14 protein-coding genes are annotated in these 14,744 nt (G+C 70.4%); 9 read left to right on the top strand and 5 right to left on the bottom strand.

The features are described from left to right. Window positions 1–104: 104 nt before the first annotated feature. On the bottom strand, window positions 105–854 hold the full coding sequence (locus tag Ate02nite_RS16260) for a Rossmann-fold NAD(P)-binding domain-containing protein (RefSeq protein WP_203806219.1): 750 nt from the start codon (window positions 852–854) through the stop codon (window positions 105–107). A 170-nt stretch (window positions 855–1,024) separates the two neighbouring features. On the opposite strand from Ate02nite_RS16260, the gene Ate02nite_RS16255 reads away from it, so the two are divergent. After that, entirely contained in the window at window positions 1,025–1,333 is a 309-nt protein-coding gene (locus tag Ate02nite_RS16255; protein WP_438871214.1) for a winged helix-turn-helix transcriptional regulator, read from the top strand. On the opposite strand, the gene Ate02nite_RS16250 is transcribed toward Ate02nite_RS16255, so the two are convergent. Further along, entirely contained in the window at window positions 1,326–1,934 is a 609-nt protein-coding gene (locus Ate02nite_RS16250) for a leucine-rich repeat domain-containing protein (RefSeq protein WP_203806215.1), read from the bottom strand. The genes Ate02nite_RS16255 and Ate02nite_RS16250 overlap by 8 nt on opposite strands. Before the next feature lie 83 nt (window positions 1,935–2,017). On the opposite strand from Ate02nite_RS16250, the gene Ate02nite_RS16245 reads away from it, so the two are divergent. After that, complete coding sequence (locus Ate02nite_RS16245; RefSeq protein WP_203806213.1) at window positions 2,018–3,973, top strand: phosphocholine-specific phospholipase C; 1,956 nt, start codon at window positions 2,018–2,020, stop codon at window positions 3,971–3,973. A gap of 27 nt (window positions 3,974–4,000) precedes the next feature. Further along, window positions 4,001–5,110 carry a Fic family protein gene (locus Ate02nite_RS16240; RefSeq protein WP_203806211.1) on the top strand — a complete coding sequence of 370 codons (1,110 nt, stop codon included), beginning with the start codon at window positions 4,001–4,003 and terminating at the stop codon, window positions 5,108–5,110. A 55-nt stretch (window positions 5,111–5,165) separates the two neighbouring features. On the opposite strand, the gene Ate02nite_RS16235 is transcribed toward Ate02nite_RS16240, so the two are convergent. Then, the gene (locus tag Ate02nite_RS16235; RefSeq protein WP_203806209.1) at window positions 5,166–6,038 is read right to left on the bottom strand and encodes an alpha/beta hydrolase family protein; all 873 of its coding nucleotides are present in this window, start codon (window positions 6,036–6,038) and stop codon (window positions 5,166–5,168) included. 192 nt (window positions 6,039–6,230) lie between these two features. Between Ate02nite_RS16235 and Ate02nite_RS16230 the strand changes: the two genes are divergently transcribed. Both Ate02nite_RS16230 and Ate02nite_RS16225 read left to right on the top strand, forming a co-directional pair. Then, the gene (locus Ate02nite_RS16230) at window positions 6,231–6,785 is read left to right on the top strand and encodes a QsdR family transcriptional regulator (RefSeq protein WP_203806207.1); all 555 of its coding nucleotides are present in this window, start codon (window positions 6,231–6,233) and stop codon (window positions 6,783–6,785) included. 38 nt (window positions 6,786–6,823) lie between these two features. Next, the gene (locus Ate02nite_RS16225; protein WP_203806205.1) at window positions 6,824–7,456 is read left to right on the top strand and encodes a dienelactone hydrolase family protein; all 633 of its coding nucleotides are present in this window, start codon (window positions 6,824–6,826) and stop codon (window positions 7,454–7,456) included. A 161-nt stretch (window positions 7,457–7,617) separates the two neighbouring features. On the opposite strand, the gene Ate02nite_RS16220 is transcribed toward Ate02nite_RS16225, so the two are convergent. Then, a complete protein-coding gene (locus Ate02nite_RS16220; RefSeq protein ID WP_239147447.1) occupies window positions 7,618–8,769 on the bottom strand; it encodes a D-alanyl-D-alanine carboxypeptidase family protein in 1,152 nt (383 codons plus the stop codon). A gap of 548 nt (window positions 8,770–9,317) precedes the next feature. Between Ate02nite_RS16220 and Ate02nite_RS16215 the strand changes: the two genes are divergently transcribed. The 4 genes from Ate02nite_RS16215 (at window position 9,318) to Ate02nite_RS16200 (ending at window position 14,318) form a co-directional block, all read left to right on the top strand. Continuing rightward, on the top strand, window positions 9,318–10,661 hold the full coding sequence (locus Ate02nite_RS16215; protein ID WP_203806203.1) for a ferredoxin reductase family protein: 1,344 nt from the start codon (window positions 9,318–9,320) through the stop codon (window positions 10,659–10,661). A 31-nt stretch (window positions 10,662–10,692) separates the two neighbouring features. After that, entirely contained in the window at window positions 10,693–11,697 is a 1,005-nt protein-coding gene (locus Ate02nite_RS16210; protein WP_203806201.1) for a polysaccharide deacetylase family protein, read from the top strand. A gap of 901 nt (window positions 11,698–12,598) precedes the next feature. Next, a complete protein-coding gene (locus tag Ate02nite_RS16205) occupies window positions 12,599–13,174 on the top strand; it encodes a TetR/AcrR family transcriptional regulator (protein WP_203806199.1) in 576 nt (191 codons plus the stop codon). Then, window positions 13,161–14,318, top strand: coding sequence for a M20 family metallopeptidase (locus Ate02nite_RS16200; protein ID WP_203806197.1), 1,158 nt, complete (start codon window positions 13,161–13,163; stop codon window positions 14,316–14,318). Before Ate02nite_RS16205 ends, Ate02nite_RS16200 begins: the two co-directional genes overlap by 14 nt. Here the strand turns inward: Ate02nite_RS16200 and Ate02nite_RS16195 are convergent. Further along, window positions 14,293–14,691, bottom strand: coding sequence for an SRPBCC family protein (locus Ate02nite_RS16195; RefSeq protein WP_203806195.1), 399 nt, complete (start codon window positions 14,689–14,691; stop codon window positions 14,293–14,295). The two genes, Ate02nite_RS16200 and Ate02nite_RS16195, sit on opposite strands and share 26 nt — an antisense overlap. Window positions 14,692–14,744 lie beyond the last annotated feature (53 nt).

Raw genomic sequence — 14,744 nt, 5'->3', positions numbered from 1 at the left:
ATCCCCAGTGGATCACCGGCCTTCCGCTTGGCTTTGAGCCGCTCCCGGCTGTTCTTTCCCACCCACAGGTCCCTTCGGTCCAGGCTCGGTCGCCACGACGAAACTTAGTCGGACCGAACAGCACCGGCACGAAGCAAAATCTGCTCTGTGGATAACTCGAGCCGCCGCGCCTGGCCGGCATCCAGCGTGGACAGGCTCAGCGGCAGCTCACGGCCCCGATCCACGGCCGTCAGAGGCGCCGCCGGCGGGTGGTCGAGCCAGCCGTGAACAGGCCGGATGGACTCCTCGACGGGCCGGGCTTTCAGCGCGGCGGCAACCTTGATGGCGACCCGCAGCGGCGCCGGCAAGGGGGAAAGTTCACCGCTGCGGGTGAAGCCCGGGTGGTACAGCACGTAGCGCGCCTTCGCGCCGGACTGCACCACCCCGAGCAGGTCATTGAGCCGCCCCGCCTGCAGTTGGGCGCGGACCATCCCGTACCCGTGGGTCAGTTGAAGGTCGTCCCAGGCGATCGTGCCCTTGGTGATCCCGACCCCCGCCACGTTGACGATCACCGCGGCCCGATCGCGAAAGGCCCGCCCGAGCAGATAGCGGCTCAGGTAGTAGAGCGCGAACGTCCGCTCCAGCCCCTGCCGGGTCTCCACCCGCCGCGGCCCCTGCCCGTTGGCGAAGAGCGCGACCGCGTCCACCACCGGCCACCGCTCCCGAACGACCTCAATGACCCGCAGCGTGTCCGCGACATCGCTGAGATCCACCCGCAGGAAGTGCCCCGTCCCGCCGAGAAGCCGCGGATCCCGGCCCAGCACGATGACCTCATCGCCGCGGGCCGCCCGAGACCGGGCCAGCGCCAGCCCCATCCCGTTCGTTCCACCGCTGATCAGAATTACGCTCACAAGACGATCCTCGCGACGGCCGCGAGCGGCCGAAAGAAGGCAGATTCATGTCCGGTACGAACACTGGTGTGCCCTCGATGCTCGCCACTCGGCTGCCCACTCCGATTCCGGTTGCTGAGCATGCGGCTTGTCCGGTGACTGACCTGCTGCGCCGGGTCGGGGACAAGTGGTCGGTTCTGGTGTTGACGCTGCTCGGGCAGCGGCCGTACCGCTACAACGACCTGCATCGCTCGATTGCCGGGATCAGCCAGCGCATGCTCACCCGTACCCTCCGGTCCTTGGAGAGCGACGGTCTGATCTCCCGGACCGTCCATCCGACCGTCCCGCCCAGCGTCGAATACCGCCTGACCCCGCTGGGGGAGAGCCTGCTGGAACCGCTGTCGGCCCTGGCCGACTGGGCCGTACGCCATCAGCCGGAGATCGACCGCAACCGCCTCAGCTGAGGCCGCCGATCACCGTGCGCAGGCGGCCGTACCGCCAGGTCAATCGCAGTGGGATCGGCGCGGCCCGCGCCGGTTTGACCACCGCCCGTTCCGCTCCGGCCTCGACTACCTCGAGCCGGCCGAAGCGCGGGTAGGCGTCCCCGAGCATCCGGGCGACGCCGTCCGGGCCGGTGCCGTGGGCCGGGCGCACGCCCGGAAGGTGCATGGTCACCTCGGCCGAGCAGGCCGCCGCCACCTGCTCGAACCGCGCCTCGTTGTAGTTCTCGACCAGGGTGCGGAACGCCCGGCCGAGGTCGAGTGGGTTGCCGCTGATCCGGAGTTCCAGACCGGTCCGGGCCAGCAGGGCGAACGGCACCTCGGTCAGCCGGTTGCGGGACACGTCGAGCAGGCTCAGCTCGGGCAGTTCGGCGAGCCAGGCCGGCAGCGCCGGCAGGTCACAGTTGTAGAGGTACGCCGTGCGCAGATGCCGGAAACCGCGCACCTCGGCCGGCACCTCCGGCAGGTAGAGCTGATAGAGGTGCAGCTCGTCCCACCCGTCCGCGGTCTGCCGCAGCCGCTCCTCGACGCCGAGCGGGGTCGGCAGCCAGTAACCGTCATCCATTCGGGATAGTGTCGCTCATCGCTGGACCAGAATTCGCCTGGGCGCAGCCCGCAGTTAGGGGCAGCCGGTCGAGACTGGCCGGCATGGAACGCATCAATCGCCGTGGATTCCTGGCGCTGGCCGGTGGCGCGACCGCCATGGCCACCCTGTCGCCGAGCATCGCCCGGGCCGCCGCCATCCCGGCCGACCGGCGCACCGGCACGATCGCGGACATCGAGCACGTCGTGGTCCTCATGCAGGAGAACCGGTCGTTCGACCACTACTTCGGCGCGTTGCGCGGGGTGCGCGGCTTCGGCGACCGTACGCCGGTGACGCTGCCGGACGGGCGGTCGGTGTGGAACCAGGACGGGGTGCTGCCGTTCCGGCCCGACGCCGACGACCTGGGCCTGCAGTTCCTGCAGGATCTCCCGCACGGCTGGAACGACGGGCACGAAGCCTTCAACGGCGGGCGGTACGACCGGTGGCTGCCGGCCAAGACCGCGACCACGATGGCGTACCTGACCCGCGACGACATCCCGTTCCACTACGCGCTGGCCGACAGCTTCACCATCTGCGACGCGTACCACTGCAGCCTGATGGGTCCGACCGACCCGAACCGCTACTACATGTGGAGCGGTTACACCGGCAACGACGGCACCGGCGGCGGGCCGGTCGTCACCAACGCCGAACTCGGCTACAACTGGACCACGTATCCGGAGCGGCTGGAGACGGCCGGCGTCAGCTGGAAGATCTACCAGGACGTGGGGGACGGGCTCGACGCCGCCGGTTACTGGGGGTGGACCTCCGACCCGTACATCGGCAACTACGGCGACAACTCGCTGCTGTACTTCGACGCCTACCGCAACGCATCGCCCGGCTCACCGCTCTATCAAAAGGCCCGCACCGGTACGAACATCAAGGCCGGCGAGGACATGTTCGCCCCGCTGCGCAACGATGTGCTGACCGGGAAGCTGCCGCAGGTGTCCTGGATCGTGGCCCCCGAGGCGTACACCGAGCACCCGAACTGGCCGGCCAACTACGGCGCCTGGTACATCGCCCAGGTGCTCGACGCGCTCACCGCCGACCCGAAGGTCTGGGCGCGAACGGCCCTGCTGATCACCTACGACGAGAACGACGGCTTCTACGACCACGCCGTGCCCGCCTACCCCACCGCCGGCAACTCCACCGTGGACCTGCGCGACGAGTTCCTGCCCGCCTCGAACGGGCACGTCGCCGGCCCGTACGGCCTGGGTCAGCGAGTCCCGATGCTTGTGGTTTCGCCGTGGAGCACCGGCGGTTACGTCTGCTCCGAGGTCTTCGACCACACCTCGATCGTCCGGTTCCTGGAGAAGCGCTTCGGCGTGCACGAATCCAACATCTCGCCGTGGCGGCGCGCGGTCTGCGGCGACCTGACGGCCGCCTTCGACTTCCGCAAAACCCGCCCGGCTGCGCCGAAACTGCCAGACACTTCGGCGTACGCGCCGGCAGACCGCGACCGCCACCCGGACTACGTGCCGTCTCCGCCGGCCGACCCGAAGCTGCCGACACCCGAGCCCGGGTTACGCCCGGCCCGGCCGCTGCACTACGACCTGGCCGCCGACGCCCGTTTCGCGGCCGGTCAGATGCGGGTCACCTTCACCAGCCGGGGCCGGGCCGGCGCGGTCTTCTACGTGACGGAGGCGGGCGGCGACCCGCGAACGTACACGGCCGCGGCCCGAACCCACCTGACCGGCACCTGGCCGGACAACGCCGACCTGGGCGTACACGGCCCGAACGGTTTCTTCCGCCGCTTCCGCGCCGCCGGCGTAGAGGTCTCGGTGCGCCAGGACCGCCTGACCCTGGCCAACCCGTCACCAAAGGCGACAAGGGTGATCCTCACCGACGCCTACAACGGCGAACACGCGGTGATCCGCCTGAACCCCGGCCAGAGCCAGGTCCGCCACCTACCGCAGCGCCACAACTGGTACGACATAACGGTAACCAGCGACCAGAACCCCACGTACATACGCCACCTGACCGGCCACATCGAAGACGGCGACCCGGGGGTCAGCCAACCCTGACCCTGTACCCACGCCTAGTATTGTCGCGTGCTTTTCGCGATGCCTCCGCTGGATGCGGAAGACGTGCGGGTCCTCGGCGAACTGGAAGCCATGCAGTCGGGTCTCGGCGCGCGGCTGAACGCCAAACCACGCTGGGAGGCACAGCTGCGCCGCAGCCTGTTCGCCGCGGCAATCCAGGGATCGAACGCGATCGACCACCTCACGATCAGCGACGCCGACGCCCGGGCCCTCGTCGAGCACGCACCCATGTCCGCGAGCACGAGCGAGCAGACGAGGCAGGCCGTCGCCGGCTACCGCGACGCGATGACGTACGTGCGGCAGACCCCGAAGCTGGGTTTCTTCGAATATTCGGAGACCCTCCTCTCCTCGTTGCACTTCATGATCACCAAGTGTCGCCCGGCGAAATGGCCGGGCCGCTACCGCCAGGGCGGCATCCACATCTCGCGCGCCTACACCGGCCCGGACGCCGACCTGGTCCCCGGCCTCGTGGGTGAGCTGGTCGAATGGCTGCGTGCGGGCGATCTGGACGCCCCGGTATACGCGCGGGCCGCGATGGCCCACCTGAACCTGGTCAGCATCCTCCCGTGGCGTGACGGCAACGGCCGCACCGCCCGCGCGGTCCACACCCTGGTGCTGGCCCGGTCCGGCGAACTGGCTCCCGAGTTCTCCTCGATCGAGGAGTGGCTGGGCGAACAGATCAACACGGTCCGGTACTTCGCGGCGCTGAGCGCCGCCCAGGGGACTCCCGACCGGGACGCTCGCCCCTGGCTGCGGTACGTCCTGGCCTCACACCACCGCCAGGCCCGGCGGGTAGAACGACTCTGCGAGTGGACTGCGCGGCTGTGGACCGATCTGGGCGCGCTCGCCGCCCAACGTGGCCTGCCCGAACGCGTCCTTGCGGCCCTCTACGCCGCCGCCCTCGGTGAGGTCCGGCGAAGCACCTACCAGCAGGACGAGGGGCTCAGCCGTGATCAGGCCATCCGCGACATCCAGGCGCTGACCCGGGCCGGCCTCCTGACTCCGCAGGGCAACGCGACCACCCGGGTCTACCTGCTGTCCGGCGTCGCGGCCGAGATCTCCGAGGCCGCGGCGGCCGCGGTGCGCAGCCCCGGCCGCGACCCTTACTCCCGGCGCTGATTCCGGCGGCCGGGTGGGTGGTCCCGCCCGCCTGCGGGACCACCCACGCTTGTGGTCAGCCGCGGTGCGGGCAGTTTGTCTCGTACTGGCTTACCGTGGCGCTGGTTGCCGGGCCGGGGCAGAGGAACTGCTCGTAGCGGGTGTCCGCGTCTACGAAGCGTTTCAGCCACGCCACGCTGGTGGAGGCGATGGTGGTGTTCGGGATGTTCGGGGCGAAGTGGGACGCGCCGGCCAGTTCCAGGTAGCCGGTGTCGACGTTGGACGGCAGGCTGGCGAAGAAGCGCTCCGAGTGCTGCCGGACCGGGGCGATGGTGTCGGCCTGGGCTCCGATGATCATGGTGGGTACGGTGACGCCGGCGAAGTTCTTGGTCAGGTCCCAGGGGGTCAGCGGGACGGCCGCCTTCAGGGACGGCCGGGACTTGGCCGCCTCCAGGGTGCCGCCGCCGCCCATCGAGTGGCCGACCACCGCCAGCCGGTTCTTGTCGATCTTGGACTTCACGGTGCTGGTGGCGGTCAGGAAGTCCAGGGCGGCCAGCAACTCCCGGCCGCGCTGGGCGGGCTGGTCCGACGTGGTCAGGGTGTCGATGTTGAAGACCACGAAGCCCTGGGACGCGATCCTCGGGGCCAGCCAGGCCATGCTGCTGCGGGTGGCGGTGAAGCCGGGGGCGATCGCCACCGCGCCGAAGGTGCCCTGGCTCGTGTCGGTCGGGGCGAAGATGTCGCCGCCGCCGAAACCACTCTGCCGGGCGACCGTCGTACGGCTGATGGTGAACGGCCCGTTGGTCGCTCGGATGCTCGCCGCCGACGGGTCCGGTCCGCGGCGGAACGCCGCGGTCGCCGCGTCGGCGTTCGGGATGAGGGTGACCGCGGCGGCCGCCAGGGCCAGGCCGGCGGTGGCGCCGGCGATGGTTCGGAGGTTTCTTCGCATGGTGTCTCCCCACGATGGTTTCTGGTGGCCGCTGGTACGGGCCGTGGCCGCGGGCCGGTCGAATATCGGGGCGACCGTGAGACGGCGGTCGCAGGAGCGCCGGGGCGGTTGAACCGGATCGGCCCGGGCGGTGTTATCTCGATTCCGGGCGAGCTCTGCGAGGCGAGCGTGAAAGAAACCCAAAAGGCGAGCGTGAAGGAATCTCATCGGGTGATCGGCCACGGCGAGGTGGTGCGCGGCGCGGTTCGCCAGTTCCGGTTGCAGGGGTCGGTCGACATGGAGATGCTGGCCACCCAGCTGGCGGTCAGCCGGGCCACCCTCTACCGGGTCGCGGGCAGCCGGGACGCGCTGCTCGGCAACGCCCTCTGGCTTCTCGGCGACCGGCTGCTGGCCCGGTCCCGGGCGGCCCGCCGGCAGCGCGGGCCGGACGGCGTTATCGAGGTGTCCCGGCGCTTCGCGGAGCGGCTGCGCGCGGCCCGGTCGATGCGCCGGTTCGTCGGCGCCGAACCGCAGACCGCCGCCCGGGTCCTGTTCACCCCGTCGGGGGAGGTGCACCGCCGGGCGATCCTGGCTCAGCGTGACATCTTCGTCGAGGCGGGCGCGGGCCGCAGCAGTGACGATCTCTTCCCGCTGGCCTTCCTCTACGTCCGGATCATGGAGTCGGTCCTGTACGGCGAGCTGTTCAGCGGCCGAGCCGTCGAATTCCCCACCGCCGAACGGGCGTTACGCGGATTATTGCCGGACTAGAGAGGTATGGCACGCCTAAGAAGGGGTATGTCGTCGGCATGGTGATGGCGTCGATCGCGGGCACGGAGCTGGAGGGCGACCTCCACCTGCCTCGCGGGGCGCACGGCGTGGTGGTGTTCGCGCACGGCAGTGGCAGCTCCCGGTTCAGCCCGCGCAACCAGTACGTCGCCGACGAGCTGGCCCGGCGCGGCCTCGGCACGCTGCTTGTCGACCTGCTCTCGCACGACGAGGAGGTCAGCGAGGACCGCAGTCATCACCTGTGGTTCGACGTCGGGATGCAGGCCGACCGGCTGATCGGCCTGGTCGACTGGCTGGCCGAGCGGCCGGAGACCCGGATGCTGCCGGTTGGACTGTTCGGGGCCAGCACCGGCGCGGCGGCCGCCCTGGTCGCCGCCGCGGCCCGCCCCGACCGGGTGCACGCGATCGTCGCCCGGGGTGGCCGCCCCGACCTGGCCGGGCCCGTGATCGTGCAGGTCCAGGCGCCGACCCTGTTCGTGGTGGGCGCGAAGGACGTGGCCGTCCTCGACCTGAACGAGCAGGCCCGGGAAACCATGACGGCGCGCGCCGAGCTGCACATCGTCCCGGACGCGACGCACCTGTTCGAGGAGCCCGGCGCGCTCGCCGTGGTGGCCGAGGAGACGGCCACCTGGTTCGCCGCCCACCTCCGCTAGGGCCTGTATCGAGGTAGGGGCCGAAGCGAGGCGAGGTCCAGGTGTCGTCTGGGTGCGCGGCGCGGGCGCCCGGATACCGGTGTTGTATCTGGGTGTTCGCGCCGTGCGGCCAGACGGCGGCTGGGCCACGCCGCAGCCCGGTCCCTACCTCGATACAGGCCCTACGGCTTCCGCTTGACCTTCCACCAGAACGTGGGTTCGGCGGTCGCTGCGTCGGTGGACAGGTCCACCCGTACGCCCGAGGCCTCGACCGCGCCCACCACCTGGCCCTGAGTGACCCCGGAGGCCGGCGCCGACGTGGTGGTCTTGACGTTGACCGTCAGGCCCGGCCAGCCGATCACCTTGAGTGGGATCGCCGGGCTGACCGTCACCGTGGAACCCCAGGCGGTTTTCACCTGTCCGACCGCTTTGTCGGCCAGCAGGGTGTACTCCTTGACGAACGTCCGCACCGATTTGAGCAGCTTGCGGACCACGGTATTGACGTTCGCGAGCTGCTCCGGGGTGTGCGCGCCGGGCTGGTTGAAGACCGCGCCGACGACGATCAGCTTCTGGTCACCGACGGTGAGCCGCGCGGCGAAGACCAGGTTGCCGCCGGCCTCCCCGGTCGAGCCGGTCTTGATGCCGAAGACGCCCAGTTCACCCAGCAGATCGTTGTAGTTCTTGATCTTGCCGGCGACCGGGATGGTGGCCGACGGCATCTCCACGATCTCGGCGAAGACCTCGTCCTTGAGCGCGGCCCGGGCCAGGGTGACCTGGTCAGCGGCGGTGCTGATGGTGGTCGGCAGATAGCCGGACGGGTCGGTGTAGTGGGTTCCGGTCATCCCGAGCTCGGCGGCGGCGTCGTTCATCTTCTGCAGGAACGCGTCCTGCGAGCCGGCATCCCAGACGCCGAGCATGTGCGCGATATTGTTGGCCGACGGCAGCATCAGCGCCTCGAGGGCGTCACGCTCGGTCAGTTTCTCACCCACCGTGATCGGCACCAGCGACTGGCCGAGCGGGATGCGGGCGTTGTAGTCGGCCACGTCCGCGCTGGTCACGGTGAGGGTCGGGCCCTCGTCGTCGCCGCTGAGCGGGTGGTTCTTGAGGATCAGATAGGCGGTCATCACCTTGGCGACGCTGCCGATCGGCTCCGGATCGTTGTCGCCGGAGCCGCCGATCCGGCCCATTCCCTCGATCAACAACTCGGCCGATCCCTTGGCCGGCCAGGGGATCGACGGCAGCTTGCCGGGGATCTTGAGGGACGCGGCCACGTCGGTGGTCAGGCTGGCGGCCGGCAACGCGCGGTGCAACTGCGCGGCTACGCCGCCACCCATGAGAGCCAATAAAAGTACGACCGGCAGGAGTACGGCGAGAAGAAGCCGTTTACGCCGCTTCGGCTTCTTCGTCCCCGTTGCTGGAGTCGCCGGAGTTGCCGCCACCGGTGCCGGTGCAGGGGCCGCCGGAGCAGGTTGCGCCCACTGCATCGGCTGCCCGCTACCCAGGGGCTGCGCGGCCGGAAGCGGCGGTGACATCGGCACGGATGCCTTGCCCGACGCCCTCGGCGGGGCGGGTGAACTCGGCGCGGCCGGCTGACCCCCGTACACCCGGCCCTGGCTTGAAGCCGGCGGCGTCCCCGCCGGAGTGACCCGCGCGGATCCCTTCGCCTGGCCTCCGCCCGACATTCCGGTCGTGTCCGGCTTCGTCCCGTCGCCCGGCCCGGCCGCCCCCGTCATCAACCCGCTCCTCACCGGCCCGGTGAGTCCGAGCGCGTGACCAGTATTCCCGGACAGTGCCAACCCACTTGTCAGCAGATCGATTGCGCGCTGACCCTACGTCCGCTACCTGTGGTTACACGCTGGCCATGCCAACACGGGAGATTCGGATGATCGCCGTCAGTCCGTCACAAACCCGACCTGCCACGCCCGCCCGCAGTGCCCATCTCGCCCTCTGGATATTTCTGATCGCCAACCTGGTGATCGTCGAGTTGATGTTCGCCACCCCGGCCACGCCGGCGCACAACACGCTCACCTCGATCGGCCGCTTCTTCGGCCTGCACCTGGCCTTCGTCATGGCGTTGCAGCTGCTGCTGATCGCCCGCCTGCCGTACCTCGATCGCCGGATCGGCATGGACAAGCTCACCAGCTGGCACCGGTGGACCGGTTTCACCCTGTTCTGGCTGGTCCTGCTGCATCCCACGTTCGTGATGCTGGGTTACTCCCAACTCGACAAGATCTCGTTCTTCGCCGAGATCCCCAACCTAGCCAAGCAGATGCCGGTGCTGCTCGGCATGATCGCCGCCGTGCTGGTGGTCGTGGTGGCCGGGCTCTCGGTGCGGATCGCCCGCCGCAAACTGTCCTACGAGGCCTGGCACACCGTGCACCTGCTGGTCTACGTGGTCATCACGCTGGGCATCGTGCACCAGATCTACGAGGGCAGCGCGTTCAAGACCAACATCCTCACCCAGGTGTACTGGTGGGGGCTGTGGGCGTTCGCGCTGATCGCGCTGTTCACCGGCCGGGTGCTGACGCCGCTCGTGCGCAACGCCCGCCACCAGCTGAAAGTCGCCGCGGTGGTGCCCGAGGCGGACGACGTCGTGTCGGTCTACGTCACCGGGCACGACCTCGGCCGGCTCGACGCGCGGGCCGGCCAGTTCTTCCTGTGGCGGTTCCTCGGTCACAACCGGTGGTGGCAGGTCAATCCGTGGTCACTCTCCGCCGCGCCGGATGGCCGTTCCCTCCGCCTGACGGCGAAGGGCATCGGCACCACCAGCGCCGGGTTGCGCCAGCTGCCGATCGGCACGAGGGTTTTTGCCGAGGGTCCGTACGGCGCGTTCACCTCGGCCCGCCGGGTGACCGGCAAGTCGGTGCTGATCGCCGGCGGCATCGGGGTGACCCCGATCCGCTCACTGATGGAGGACGATCGCCTGACCGGCGACGTCGTGGTGCTCTACCGGGTCCGCGACCGGGCCGAGGCGGTCCTGCTGGGCGAAATGCACAACATCGCTGCCGTACGCGGTATGCGCCTGCACCTGCTCACCGGCCGCACCACCGCCGAGAACCAGCCGTTCAGCCCGGCCGGCCTGGCCGAGCTGGTCCCGGACATCGTGGAGCGGGACGTGTTCATCTGCGGGCCGGCCGGGATGGCCGACGCGGTGCTGCGCAGCCTGCGCGAGCTGAAGGTGCCGGCCCGGCAGCTGCACGCGGAGGTGTTCCGGTTGGCGAGCTGACCGTTTGCCGCCGCCGAGTAGGGTGCCGCGAGTGATCCAGCTGTCCCGGCGCCGCATCGTGGTGGGTGCCGTCCTCGCCGTGCTGATCCTGGTGCCGGCCGCCGGGGGCTGGAGCGCGGGCCAGGCGTTGCGCCCGTCGGCGTCGCCGTCCGCGTCCGGGTCGCCGCCGGTCACGCCGTCCCCGCTGCCGTCCTGGACCGGGCCCACTCTGGACACCGCCACTCCCGGCGGGCCGATCGGGGTCACCTCCGGGATGGCCATCCCCACCTCGGCCTTGCCGCCGCCGGTGGGCTGGAAGCTCACCGACGTACCGGAATTCCTGCCGCCGCCCGCGCCGGAACCGATCGTCCTCCCGCCGGGGGACCAGGTGCCGTTCCTGTCCCGGGTGCCGGTCACCCAGCCGGTGGCGTTCCTGACCATCGACGACGGTTACCTGAAGAACCCCGAGGCGATCAAGCTGTTCGCCGCGGCGCACATCCCGGTGACGCTGTTCCTGACCACCGACGCCATCCACGACGACCCGGCCTTCTTCGACCGGCTGCGCTCCTACGGCGCGGTGATCGAGGCGCACACCGTCTCGCACCCCGAGCTGGCCGGCCGCTCGTACGGCTTCCAGAAGCACCAGATCTGCGACGGCGCCGACCGGCTCGCCCAGTGGTACGGCCGCCGGCCGGTGCTGTTCCGGCCGCCGTTCGGCGACAAGGACTCGACCACGCTGCGGGTGGCCAAGGAGTGCGGGATGACGGCCGCGTTCATGTGGAAGGAGACGGTCCACGAGGGCAAGGTCCGCTACCAGGAGGGTCACTCGGTGCAGGCCGGCGACATCATCCTGATGCACTTCCGGCCGGCGTTCATCAAGGACTTCCTGGCCGCTTTGCGGGCCATCAAGCGGGCCGGCCTGACTCCGGCCCTGCTGGAGGACTACGTCCCGGCCGCCGGCGATGCCGCTCCATTGCCCGCGGGGCTACCCTCCGCGGAGCCATCACCAGCGTTCCCGCCACCGACCTCAGAAACAGCCTCGCCAGCCCGGCCGTGAACCCCGGCGGCCCGGTGGGGCCTTGGATCTTGTGGTTGTGCTGCTTGGTGCGGACCGTAATTCGGCAAGGTCGGGCTTGGTCGGCCGGTGGCCGAAAATAGGCCGCGAACCCGGCATACCGGCATACCCGGTGGCGGTGGGCCGGTGGGGCCCTGGATCTTGTGGTTGTGCTGCTTGGTGCGGACCGCAACTCGACAAGGTCGGGCTTGGTCATTTGAGCGGCGCCGGAAATTAACGGCTGGCCCGGTGGCCCGGTGGCCCGGTGGCCCGGTGGCCCGGTGGCCCGGTGGCCCGGTGGCCCTGGATCTTGTGGATCTGCTGCTTGGCGCGGACGGCAACTCGACAAGGTCGGGCTTGGCCGGTCGGGCGGCGGCCGAAAATAAGCGGCATATCGGTTTTCGTGAATGCGGTGCAGCCCGGCACGGCGCGGTGCAGCCCGGCCCGGCGCGGTGCGGTGCGGCGCGGCGCGGTGCAGCCTGGCGTCGCCCGGCGCGGTGCGGGCTGGCGCAGCCTGGTGGTAGCGGCGGCTCGGCGGCCTGCCGCGTGGTGGCGTTTCTCGCGGTGGGCGCGGTGCCCGCCGCGGGTTCCTACTTGCTCAGCGCGACGCCGATGAACAGTCCGTAGAAGACGGTCAGGCCGAAGATCAGGGCGATATCCATACCGCGACGTTCCAGAAGATCCCGCACGACCAGACCAACGAGCGGGCGGCACCAGGCGTACCGCGGCTCATCCGAATGGGGTCGCCCGTGCGGGACTTGCTACATGGTCGTAACCTGCCTGTCGAATTACTCCACAGAGGACTGGGGCCGTGGAGGATTCGGTAACCCAGCCTCCTAGGACGCTTTAGCCGGTGTGTGCCGGGCGACCAGGGGTGGGTCGGCGAAAGCGGAGGGGGCTGCGCGTGGCCGGGAGCGTACGGGAACGAATGATCGACGGGGCGGTGCGGCTGCTCGCCCGGCAGGGGTTGCAGGGCACCTCGTTCGCCGAGGTGCTGCAGGCGACCGGGACGCCGCGCGGCTCGATCTACCACCACTTCCCGGGTGGCAAGGACCAGCTGGTGGAGGCGGCCCTGGACTCGGCCGGGGAGGACACCCTCCGGGCGCTGGCCGATCTGGCCGGGTCCGGTCCGGACCGGGTGACCGAGGCCTATCTGGGATTCTGGCGGTCGCTGCTGGAGGAGAGCGACACCACGGCCGGCTGTGCGGTGCTCGCGGTCACCGTGGCGACCCGTTCGGACGAGATGATGGCCCGGACCGCGGCGGTGTTCCGCTCGTGGCGCACCCGGCTGGCCGAACTGCTGGCCCTCGGCGGCCATCCCACCCCGGAGGCGTTCGCCGCGACGGTGGTGGCGGCGGCCGAGGGCGCGGTGATCCTGTCCCGGGCCGAGCGCTCGCTGGAGCCGTTCGACGCGGTGGCGGCCTTCCTGATCGCCGAGGCCCGGGACGGGACGACAATCGGGCGTGATGATCGACGATGAGGCTGGGCCGGTTCTGCGGCTGGTGAAAGACCTCGTGGCGGCGCCGAGCCGGGGTGGCCTCGACTCCTATGGGCCGGTCATCGGGGTGGTCGAGGGGTGGCTGCGGGAGCACGGCCTCGACCCGCGGGTGCTGCGCGACGGCGCCGGGGCCGAGGTCGCGGTGGTGTGCGAAGTCGTGGGGCGGCGGCCGGGTCCGCGGCTGGTGCTGGACGCCTGCCTGGACACGGCACCCTTCGGGGACGAGAGCGCCTGGTCGTCACCGCCGGCCATACCTGTAGAACGGGACGGCTGGCTATACGGCCGGGGCACCGCCGATTCCAAAACCGCGGTGGCGGTGTTCTGCCACATCGCGGCGAGAGTTCTAGAAGGGCGGGACCGGCTGGCTGGAACTCTGGTGCTGCTGTTCGACCTGGACGAGCACACGGGTGGGTTCGGCGGGGCGAAGGCTTACTTCGAAAGTGCCGAGAAACCCGCCGGGGTGATCATCGGCTACCCGGGCATCGACACGCTGGTCGTCGGGGGCCGCGGGGTGCACCGGGTCCGGCTGCACGTGCACGGTGTCGCCTCGCACTCCGGTGGCCGGGCCGCCACCCCGAACGCGATCGTCAAGGCCGCGGGCCTGGTCGCGGCGCTGTCGGCGACCAAAGCCCTGGACGGCACGGGTGCGAAGCTCACCGTCACCGAGATCGGCGGCGGGCAGGGGTTCTCGGTCACGCCGGACCGGTGCTCGGTCGGGGTCGACGTGCGCACCACGGCGGACTTCGGCGACGACGACGCGCACCGGCTGCTCGAGGCCGTGGCGCACGCCGTCGACCGGGACTGGCCGGGGACGAGGCCGACCACTCTCGAGGCGGTCACGTCCTGGCCGCCGTACGCCCTCGCCGAAGGCCATCCGCTGCCGGCGGCGATCCGGACCGCCGCGACCCGGCACGGGTTGGCCCTGCGCACGAAGGTGGCCGGGCCGTCGAACATCGGCAACTACCTGGCCGGCCTGGGCATCCCGGCGACCGCCGGGTTCGGCGTGGACTATCGCGGCCTGCACGGCACCGACGAGCGGATCCGCGTCGATGCGATCCCGGTGGTGCTGGCGGTCTATCTCGACGCGGTGCGGGCGCTGCTCAGTGCGCCTCCAGAATGTCCTTGAGGCGGGCCAGGTCGGTGGCGACCGCGCCGGCGTCGCGGTCGAAGTCGGCGTCGGAGACGCCGGGGGACCGGCGAACCCCGAAGACAATTTCCGATCCCTCGCCGTACGGGACGACGCGCAGCGGGTTGTAGAACGTCTCGCCGCTCGCGAAGGTGACCTCGTGGTCGAGCACGCCGAACTCGTTCGGCGGGGCGAAGACGACCTTGGCCCGGCCGCCGGGCGTCTCGACGAACCAGTCACCGTCGACCTGTTCCACCTTTCCACCGAGGCCGGGCGCCCACTCGGTGATGTTGGCCGGGTCGGAGACGTACGCGTACACGCCGGCGGCGGAGCGGTTGATGCGCTCAGCCGGATGCGCGGTGTCGGAAGCCATGCGTCTATTTTGGCAAGGCCGGCGGCAATCCGCTGGCTTGCCGCTCGGGGGAG

Origin of the sequence: Paractinoplanes tereljensis, assembly GCF_016862435.1 — a bacterium.
Classification (GTDB): domain Bacteria; phylum Actinomycetota; class Actinomycetes; order Mycobacteriales; family Micromonosporaceae; genus Actinoplanes; species Actinoplanes tereljensis.
Note: the sequence above shows the minus strand (reverse complement) of the source record. Positions and strands in the feature narration are given on the sequence as shown.

Coding starts and splice junctions, on each gene's coding strand:
- Ate02nite_RS16260 (WP_203806219.1), bottom strand. CDS start 854: ATGGGGCTGGCGCTGGCCCGGTCTCGGGCGGCCCGCGGCGATGAGGTC.
- Ate02nite_RS16250 (WP_203806215.1), bottom strand. CDS start 1,934: ATGGATGACGGTTACTGGCTGCCGACCCCGCTCGGCGTCGAGGAGCGG.
- Ate02nite_RS16245 (WP_203806213.1), top strand. CDS start 2,018: ATGGAACGCATCAATCGCCGTGGATTCCTGGCGCTGGCCGGTGGCGCG.
- Ate02nite_RS16235 (WP_203806209.1), bottom strand. CDS start 6,038: ATGCGAAGAAACCTCCGAACCATCGCCGGCGCCACCGCCGGCCTGGCC.
- Ate02nite_RS16225 (WP_203806205.1), top strand. CDS start 6,824: ATGGTGATGGCGTCGATCGCGGGCACGGAGCTGGAGGGCGACCTCCAC.
- Ate02nite_RS16220 (WP_239147447.1), bottom strand. CDS start 8,769: ATGGGTGGCGGCGTAGCCGCGCAGTTGCACCGCGCGTTGCCGGCCGCC.
- Ate02nite_RS16215 (WP_203806203.1), top strand. CDS start 9,318: ATGATCGCCGTCAGTCCGTCACAAACCCGACCTGCCACGCCCGCCCGC.
- Ate02nite_RS16200 (WP_203806197.1), top strand. CDS start 13,161: ATGATCGACGATGAGGCTGGGCCGGTTCTGCGGCTGGTGAAAGACCTC.
- Ate02nite_RS16195 (WP_203806195.1), bottom strand. CDS start 14,691: ATGGCTTCCGACACCGCGCATCCGGCTGAGCGCATCAACCGCTCCGCC.